The following is a 6,905-nucleotide window of genomic DNA, read 5'->3' as shown; positions in this document are numbered from 1 at the left end:
TGGATGATCGACAGCTTGTAGGAGAAGACGGGACGTTCGGCCTGCTTCGGGATGAAGTAGTACATCATGCCGAGGAAGCCAGCCGTCAGGAAGAAGCCCACAGCGTTATGGCCGTACCACCACTGGGTCAATGCATCCTGTACGCCCGAGAACATCGAATAGGACTTCGTGCCCATGAACGAGACCGGAATGGCAAGGTTGTTGCCAAGATGGAGCATCGCAATGGTCACGATAAAGGCCAGATAGAACCAGTTCGCGACATAAATGTGCGGCTCGGTACGTTTCAAAAGGGTGCCGACAAACATTGCCAGATAGCAAACCCAGACGATCGTGATCCAGATATCAACGAACCATTCCGGTTCGGCATATTCACGACCCTGGGTCACACCGGTAACATAACCGATGGCCGCCATCACGATGAACAGCTGGTACCCCCAGAACACGAACGCCGGAAGTGCGCGACCGCCATAAAGCGGTGCGCGGCAGGTGCGCTGCACGACATAGAATGACGTTGCCAGAAGCGCGTTACCGCCAAAGGCAAAGATCACTGCCGAGGTGTGCAGCGGACGCAGGCGTCCGAAGTTCAGAAATTCTGTATCAAAATTGAGAACCGGAAATGCGAGCTGCCATGCAATGACATCGCCCACCAAAAATCCGACTACTCCCCAAAATACGGTCGCAAGTGCGGCCCAGCGCACAACGTCCATATTATAATTGACAGCAACTGAAGGCGATGCTGCCTGTGCCATGCTCCCCTGGCTCATGCTTGACTCCCGTTCAAGGTGGTCGGGTGAACTGCCCAAAACCCTCTCGGGCAGTTTCAAAAGTCCCGATGAACCGACGACCTTCTTGATCTTCGGTCCACCTGCACAAAAAGCCCCACCCAAAATGCACCTTGTCTGAAAGTCAGGGCGCGTTATTCCGGGCGAGGTTTCCCAATTCGTTCGGCGAGTATGCGGACAGTTCATCCAAAAGCCATTGACCTACGTCAATCTCGGCTTGCAAACCCGTCAGAAATTCAATCGGCGGAAACGTATTGGCCCTTCGGCTGGGTACTTCTGTACTGGCTGTGTTTATGCGCGCCAAACCCTCAAAAGGTGTTGATGCACATCAAGGTGGGGCCGATTTATTTGCGGCATGATCTGCTAAATTCCAGAGGGCAGGATCATGTCAGAAGCCTATAAGTCACTTCCACTTACAGCACAGACCGCGGATATGACATATCCGCTGGTTCAGATGTTGAAAGTCGACATGTCTTTTGACCGTTGGCGTGCATTCGTCGATCAGTATTGCATGCCGGTTAATAAGGAGTCCGTTAGTGCAGGCACCGACGGTGATGACATCCTCTGGCAACGTGAGCGCGGCATCATCGTGATCGCCAACGAGCGCGGCTATATCCATGGACTGTTTTCGTATTATGTCCGTGATGACATGACCGATGGCGTTGTCTTGCATGTCGACAATGTGATGGCGGTTGAAATCGTTTCGGGCGACTATGTCCTTGATACGATGCGCGATGCCATGAGCCGTTTGGCGCGGGTGCATGATTGCAGCAACGTCTATGTTTCGCTTGGTGAACTTGATGAACGTCTGAGGGGATATTTTTCCCGGGCCGGATATGCACCAAGCAAGGTGCGCTATTGCGCACCAGCAAGCCCGCGCTTGACGGCCTAGAGTTCAATCCAAGTCTGGCCTTTTCCGGTTTGATAAAACGCCCCCTCTGTCGGGAATTCCAACTGTGGACGCCTTGCGCAATCAGGATTATAAGGCGGGTATGAACGGTATTCCTTTTGTCAAAATGCATGGTTTGGGAAATGATTTCGTTGTCTTTGACGGACGACGCGATCCTGCTGTGCTTGATCTTGATGACGCGACCGCTGCCCGTATTGCCGATCGCAAGACCGGGGTCGGTTGCGATCAGTTGATCGTCATCGAACCGGCCCGCGATGATCTGGCAGATGCCTTTATGCGCATCCGCAACAATGATGGCGGCGAAGTACAGGCGTGTGGCAATGCGACCCGCTGTGTGGCCAACATCGTCATGGGCGAACTTGGCCGCAAAGACGTGATCATTGAAACCGTTGTCGGGCTGCTGGATGCCAATGGTTTGGCCGATGGCCGTGTCACGGTTGATATGGGGCAGGTCAAACTGGATTGGCGTGACATTCCGCTGGCGGAGGCAGTCGATACCAACCATATTCCGCTTTCACTCGGCCCGCTTTCGGATGCGGTGGGTGTTAATGTCGGCAATCCGCATGGTGTTTTCTTTGTTGATGACGCCGAGGCGATTGATATCGAAAAATTCGGTCCGGTGCTTGAACATCACGAAATGTTCCCGGAACGCGCCAATATCGAAGTTTGCAGCATCATTGATGAAAACAAGATTCGTATGCGCGTTTGGGAACGTGGTGTCGGCGTGACCCGTGCGTGTGGGACTGGCGCCTGTGCAGCTGGTGTTGCGGCGGCACGTCGTGGCCTGACCGGTCGCAAGGTCGAAGTGATCCTTGATGGCGGGCCACTGACCATTGAATGGCTGCCCGATGATCATGTGTTGATGACCGGCCCGGTCGCGACCAGTTTTTCTGGCTTTTTGCACGCGTCCCTTCTGGGAAACCATTGATCAGGTTTTCCTGATTGGTCTTTTTGCCGATTTGATCTGGCCTTGCGTCGGATGAGGTGATCGGGCAAAACAAGGCGCATCAGGATTTGGTTCAATCCATGTCGGGACACCCAATCCCGTCTTTTGTGAAACTCAAAAGCAGGTTCAGATAATGGCTGACTTCAATACGCTTGACGGTGTCAATGTCGCTGGCAAGCGCGTTTTGCTGCGCGCTGATCTTAACGTTCCGATGAAGGATGGTGTTGTTGGCGATACGACTCGTATCGACCGCACCGTACCGGGCCTGATCGAACTGGCGGATGCCGGGGCGAAACTGGTGGTGATTACGCATTTCGGTCGTCCCAAAGGTGCGCGCGTCCCGGAAATGACCCTGAAACCGGTTGCCGATGCCCTTGCCAAGCAGCTTGGCCGTCCGGTGAAGTTTGCGGATGACTGCATCGGTGACGCAGCGGCAAGCGTGGTCAACAGCCTGAAAGACGGCGAAATCGCCCTTCTGGAAAACCTGCGTTACCACGCCGAAGAAGAAAAGAACGACCCCGCTTTTGTCACTGAGCTGGCAAAACTTGGCGATATGTATGTCAATGACGCGTTTTCCTGTGCGCACCGAGCACATGCCTCGACCGAGGGGCTGGCACGGGCGCTTCCGGCCTATGCCGGTCGATTGATGCAGGCTGAGCTTGAAGCGCTTGGCAATGCGCTTGAAGCACCAAAACATCCGGTGATGGCGATTGTTGGCGGTGCAAAGATCTCCACCAAGCTTGATCTTCTGGGCAATCTTGTTGCCAAGGTCGATCAGCTGGTTATTGGCGGTGGCATGGCCAACACCTTCCTGGCGGCAAAGGGTGTCAATGTTGGCAAGTCACTGTGCGAGCATGACCTGCTTGATACCGCGCGTGAGATTTTCAAAAAGGCCGAAGCCGCCAATTGCGAAATCGTCCTGCCGGTTGATGGTTTGGTGGCCAAGGAATTTGCAGCCAATGCGCCGCATGATGTTTGTGACATCAACGACGTCGCCGCAGAGGGCATGATCCTTGATGCCGGTCCGGCAACCATCGAAGATCTGAACAAGCGTCTTGAGACTTGTGAAACGCTGGTCTGGAACGGCCCGTTGGGTGCGTTTGAAATTACCCCTTTTGACACCGCAACAGTTTCGGTCGCCCAGCATGCAGCAGAACTGACCAAGGCCGGAAAGCTTTTGTCGGTTGCAGGTGGTGGCGACACGGTTGCGGCCCTGCGCCATGCCGATTCTGATCAGGCATTTTCATATGTCTCGACCGCGGGTGGTGCGTTCCTGGAATGGCTGGAAGGCAAGACCCTTCCGGGGGTGGCGGCCCTTCGCGCCGGCTAAGCCATTTGGTTTGAGTACAAAACAACAAACCCCGCCAACTTGGCGGGGTTTTCTTTTGCGGCGCGCTTAGGAAACCTAGTCCTTCTTGACGTCAGGCAGGCTGTTCTGGGCCGTGCTTTGCATGATTTCATCGCGTTCGGTCAGGAAACCTGCATAGCCGTTTTCCATCATGGCTCCGCCCAGTTCGATATAGACGGTAAACAGGCGCGATAAGGTATCGGCCTCGTCCGTATCCAGAACCGACAGCAACTCACCCGATCTGGCTTGCCCGGTTTCGAAATGCTCCCAGGCATGTTCGAGCAGGATTTTACCGAGATAATCGAGATCACTATATTTGCCTTGGCCGATGGCATTGCGGATTTCACCAAGGGTGATGTCGGCAGCGATCAGGACTTCCGAGGGGATGGTGACAAGGCGGTCGGGGCCTTTGATGTCTTCGGGCAGGTCGCGCAGAATGTGGATGATATAGCAAAAGATCGCCATGTCCCGCGCGTGATAGAGCGGCGGATTGGTCAGTGGCGAGGTATAGCCGATCTCTGCGTCATACCGGGCCGACAACAGATAGACAAAAATCGATGCAGGTGCCGCAGTTGCCCCTTCACAATAGGCGATAAAATCTTCCCATTCGTCCATCGGTTCTTCGGCGATGTCACGATGAAGCGCGTCTGCCAATTCGATCCATGGATCTGCGGGAAGGTCGCTGCGTCCCAAGGTCAGGCGCAGGGCCTGATAGACCTCAGCCGACAAAGGGCCGTTTTCGGGCAGCGGATTATCCAGATCTGCCTTGGCGGCGATGACCTGTGCTTGCCATTGATGAATGGTTTGCAGGACAAATTCGCGTTGGGCATCACGCTCGGCATCGGGAAGTTCAAGGAACCCGTCATCGACGATATCGTCGATCACACGCATCGAGGCATAGGCTGCCAGAAAGAAACGCTGCCGTTCAGGCGAAAGGCGCATTGCGGCACGATACAGATTGGCATTCTTTGCAGCTGCCAGTTCGTTGCAGGCATCGAATGGTGGTCCAAGTACAGCGTGTTCAGGAGGGAGCGAATGGCTCATGCGTGTCTGGATGTCCCGTTGGTTTGCTTTCAAACAGTCATACAGCACTGCCAGCGCTGCGCAACATCCGAATTGGGAATTGTCAGGGGCGTTGGCATACGGTGCGCAATCGCATGATCAGAACTGGATCCGGTATCTGGCCGTCAGCCCCAACATGGCATCAATGCCATCAAGTAGACCGTCACTGGGGCTCGTTGTGGTCAAATCACGTGAAACCGAGCCATGCAGACCGATCCAGATATCTTCGAGCGGCATGTAGGACAGGGAGCCAGCAAGTCCGGCATCGTTGGTCAAGCCTGTGCCGGTAAAACCGAACCTTGAACGCGCACGATGTTGAATACCGAATGCATCGGTCTGATAAACACCGAAATTGCCCGGCGTTGCGGCATCAAGATCAACGAACGGTCCGACGGTAAAACCGACATCAGGGGACGGTGAATAGCCAAAGCCGATCTGGGCATTCATGCCGTGATCAGAACGCGGCGTGCCACCAAATTCAAGCCAGTACTGTGCCGGATTGTGAGGATCTGTTGCATCGGGACCAAGTGTCAGGCCATAGCGCGCCGACGGGGTAAAACTGCGATCAAAGCCAGTTGGGTTTGAGGATGAAATGCCGCCGGGGCCAAATGCGCTGCCGCCCGGGATCAACGTGACGCCGGTTTGCGATGTTGGTTCAGTTTGAAGCGATTGGGCAAAAGCCGCGGGGTTCTGAACCAGACCCGCATGCAGCAAAGCCGTCAGAAATATCCATATCCGGTGTCTTTTTGCCCAATTTGGCCAATGCAGCTTTTTCATGTCGCCTGTGCCCACAGGTGATCAAACAACCACAGCAATCGAGGCAAAAGCCAGACTGCGTCCTTTGCCGGACGCTTGAATGGTTTGATTTTGTCGGTCCCAACCAACAACCGTTGAACCCTTGCTGCGTTCTTGGCGCGTAGCAAACTTCATCGGGTTCTTGACGGACGGGGTTTTCCGGCGTGACTTGATCCTGTGTTTTGCCGGGGATTGCCGGTCAGGATGTGCTCGTGCTCAGAAAGTCCCGAATTGCGTCGATTTGCGCTTTATCATTTAAGTGGGGTGCGTGCCCGCAGTTCGCCACTGCAAAAACCGGCATTTGTGGTTTTTTCTGTTTCATTTTATCGACGATGGATTTCGGAATCAGATCGGACTGTTCGCCACTGATCAGCATGACGGGACAGGGCAGGGCTTCAAATTCGGCCCAGGCATCAAAGTTATCAATATGTTCGGCAAAAACGCGCATCACTTGCGGGTCGTAATGCATCATGAAATTGCCATTGGGCAGGCGACGTACGGAACGTGATGCCAAAAAGGCCCATGTCGCATCATCGGCCACCCCGAAGGAGGCATAAACCAGCCGTACAAGCTGTTCGACCTCGTCGATGGTTTCAAATTCCGGGGATGCCCCGACATAGGATTTGATACGCGCAACCGCCGTAGGATCAAGTTCTGGGCCAATGTCATTAAGCACCAGCCGTTCGATGCGTCCGGCGACTTCGGTTGTGGCATAAAGGCCAATGAGGCCACCCATGGATGTGCCGATCCAGTCGCAGGTATTGATGTTGAAATGATCAAGCAGTTCAAACATCTGCGCGACATAGAAGGGCACGGTGTATTCCGTGTCCGGATCGCTGGCCCAACCGGAAAATCCCCGCCCGATCATTGATGGGCAAAGAACATAGTATTTGTCGGTAAAATGCGGTGCGACATGGTCAAAGTCATCAGCCAGACGCGCCAGCCCGTGCATCATCAGAAGCGGTCGATTGGCCGGATTTCCCCACGCCCTGACATGGACTTCATAGCCACAGCATTTGACGAAATGTTCGCGAAAATCGGCCATTGGGTGCTCCTTGTCAG

7 protein-coding genes are annotated in these 6,905 nt (G+C 54.5%); 3 read left to right on the top strand and 4 right to left on the bottom strand.

All coding sequences use genetic code 11. From position 1 onward, the window contains the following. Positions 1-749 (bottom strand): cbb3-type cytochrome c oxidase subunit I (locus B2T33_RS16945; protein WP_414716646.1); only part of this gene is annotated, 749 nt, incomplete at its 3' end. Positions 750-1,167: 418 nt separating this feature from the next. Between B2T33_RS16945 and B2T33_RS16940 the strand changes: the two genes are divergently transcribed. From B2T33_RS16940 to B2T33_RS16930, 3 genes are all read left to right on the top strand, one after another. After that, positions 1,168-1,674 carry a hypothetical protein gene (locus B2T33_RS16940; protein ID WP_286792701.1) on the top strand — a complete coding sequence of 169 codons (507 nt, stop codon included), beginning with the start codon at positions 1,168-1,170 and terminating at the stop codon, positions 1,672-1,674. Between the two features lie 100 nt (positions 1,675-1,774). After that, positions 1,775-2,620 (top strand): diaminopimelate epimerase, encoded by an 846-nt coding sequence (dapF, locus tag B2T33_RS16935; RefSeq protein ID WP_286792700.1) that lies wholly within the window; start codon positions 1,775-1,777, stop codon positions 2,618-2,620. Positions 2,621-2,771: 151 nt separating this feature from the next. Further along, complete coding sequence (locus tag B2T33_RS16930) at positions 2,772-3,968, top strand: phosphoglycerate kinase (RefSeq protein WP_286792699.1); 1,197 nt, start codon at positions 2,772-2,774, stop codon at positions 3,966-3,968. A gap of 75 nt (positions 3,969-4,043) precedes the next feature. On the opposite strand, the gene B2T33_RS16925 is transcribed toward B2T33_RS16930, so the two are convergent. The 3 genes from B2T33_RS16925 to B2T33_RS16915 all read right to left on the bottom strand — a co-directional run bounded on the left by B2T33_RS16925 (position 4,044) and on the right by B2T33_RS16915 (position 6,888). Further along, positions 4,044-5,030: a squalene/phytoene synthase family protein gene (locus B2T33_RS16925; RefSeq protein ID WP_286792698.1), complete on the bottom strand. Its 987-nt coding sequence runs from the start codon at positions 5,028-5,030 to the stop codon at positions 4,044-4,046. Between the two features lie 117 nt (positions 5,031-5,147). Beyond that, a complete protein-coding gene (locus B2T33_RS16920; protein ID WP_286792697.1) occupies positions 5,148-5,762 on the bottom strand; it encodes a hypothetical protein in 615 nt (204 codons plus the stop codon). A gap of 280 nt (positions 5,763-6,042) precedes the next feature. Further along, positions 6,043-6,888, bottom strand: coding sequence for an alpha/beta fold hydrolase (locus B2T33_RS16915; RefSeq protein ID WP_286792696.1), 846 nt, complete (start codon positions 6,886-6,888; stop codon positions 6,043-6,045). Positions 6,889-6,905 lie beyond the last annotated feature (17 nt).

Source organism: Thalassospira sp. UBA4513, assembly GCF_002388495.1.
In the GTDB taxonomy this organism is placed as follows: domain Bacteria; phylum Pseudomonadota; class Alphaproteobacteria; order Rhodospirillales; family Thalassospiraceae; genus Thalassospira; species Thalassospira tepidiphila.
This window is presented reverse-complemented; position numbering and strand designations above follow the sequence as displayed.